Below are 1,910 nucleotides of genomic sequence, written 5' to 3' on the forward strand. Positions count from 1 at the left end.
ACGATATACTTTAGGAAAAGTAATACATTGAAAATGAATTGAATTTTAATGTAAGTATTTTGAAAGTTCGATTATATTTATTAACTGAGTGTTAAATAAATTTAGTGAAAATACATTTCAAATAAGTTATACAAATCTTTTCCACAGAAATTGACGATAAATTATGTAAAAAATTTGGCTTATTTCAAGATATCCACAAAGTTATCCACATTATCCACATTTATCCACAAAAACTTACCAACAATTTGGGATAAATTATCGTGAATAATTTTTGAATATCAATTGAATAATTTATAGTTTTTTTATGGTATTATATATGAGAGGTGAAACGAATGAAATTGGACGAAGATTTTTCAGATATAAAACAAAGAATTTTGATAAATTTGAAGACTAGAAACCTGTATTTTAAGACATTTAGTGAATGTGAGAAACTTTTGGATATTGATTTGATGCAGTTACAAAAAAAGGGCGCATTTCCTACAGAAGAATTGTACAAATCGGAACTTCGAAAGGTCAACAACTACATTGAAGATTTTTCTAATGTGAGTATAGCGAATAAATTAATAGAATTTGTGTATTACTTTTTGTTGATAACTTCTGTTGGACTTTTTACCAATCTAGTTAGAAATTTTTTAGGATTGGAATTTAAACAAATTTCAGTGTCTGCAGTTATACTTTATTTGACGATGTTTGCAGCTGTAATCGCAACTCCGATTATAATCTCCAGAAAAGAAAAGAGATTTCATGACAGTAAATTCAGATACATTTTGATTGCCATATCAGCGATTGGAATTGTTTTGTTTTCATATTTTTCGATTTTTTCAGGACCAGTGAAGCAAAATTTGTTCATACTGAATATTATTATTTACATTTTAATATTGGTAGGATTTTTTGCAATTACAATATTAATGAAAAAATTATCCACAAAATAAATTGGCCGCCTAGTTTGAAATCAGATTGATTTTGGATTTGGCGGTTTGTTTCTTATGTAAAATAATTTAATGTGCTATAATTGTTGTATTGATTAATTTTAAAAGAAAGGATACAAGTATGAAAAGAAATCTCAATCTGATAAAAAGGGTTATGCCTTATTTTAAGAAATACAAATTCATTTTGATGTTTGATTTGTTCTGTGCTGCTCTTACTACACTTACAGATATGGTGTTGCCGATGATTTTGAGAAGACTGACAAATGCAGGACTTGGAACATATTCTTTGACACGAGAAATGGTCATTCGAATGGCTATTTTGCTTTTAATCATCAAAGTGATTGATTTGTTTGCTGGATTCTACATGACAAAAACAGGACACATAATGGGTGCGAAGATTGAAACGGACATGAGATACGATGTGTTCCAACATTTGCAAAAACTTTCCGATTCGTATTTTAACGAAACAAAAGTCGGACAAATTATGGCTAGAATCACTTCGGATTTGTTTGATATAACAGAGTTTTCACATCACTGTCCAGAAGAATATTTTATTGGATTTATCAAGATAATAGTATCATTTGTAATTTTAGTCAGATTAAATTCAATGTTGACTGTGATTTTGTTCTTATCAATTCCTATAATGATTGTGTTTGCATCAAAATACAACAGAAGAATGCGTAAAGGATTCAAAGAACAAAAACATCACATCGGAGTGTTGAATGCGGATATCGAAGATAGCTTGCTTGGGGTTAAAGTTGTAAAATCATTCGCAAATGAAGATGTAGAAATCGAAAAATTCCAAAAAGGTAACAAGAAATTCTTGGATATAAAATCAGAAACGTACGCATCAATGGCTGGATTTAACACGATAACAAAAGCGTTTGATGGAATAATGTACATTATCGTGGTTTTATTCGGTGGACTTTTCCTAGTCGAAGGGAAGATGAGTAGTGGGGACATCGTAGCATTCATCCTTTA

The 1,910-nt window shown here is 29.7% G+C and carries 2 protein-coding genes; both read left to right on the forward strand.

The features are described 5' to 3' along the window. The first annotated feature begins 332 nt into the window (after window positions 1-332). Window positions 333-932: a hypothetical protein gene (locus tag KHW44_RS09185; RefSeq protein WP_304068756.1), complete on the forward strand. Its 600-nt coding sequence runs from the start codon at window positions 333-335 to the stop codon at window positions 930-932. A gap of 118 nt (window positions 933-1,050) precedes the next feature. Beyond that, window positions 1,051-1,910 (forward strand): ABC transporter ATP-binding protein (locus tag KHW44_RS09190; protein WP_304068759.1); only part of this gene is annotated, 860 nt, incomplete at its 3' end.

Source organism: Finegoldia magna, from assembly GCF_018371055.1.
Classification (GTDB): domain Bacteria; phylum Bacillota; class Clostridia; order Tissierellales; family Peptoniphilaceae; genus Finegoldia; species Finegoldia magna_I.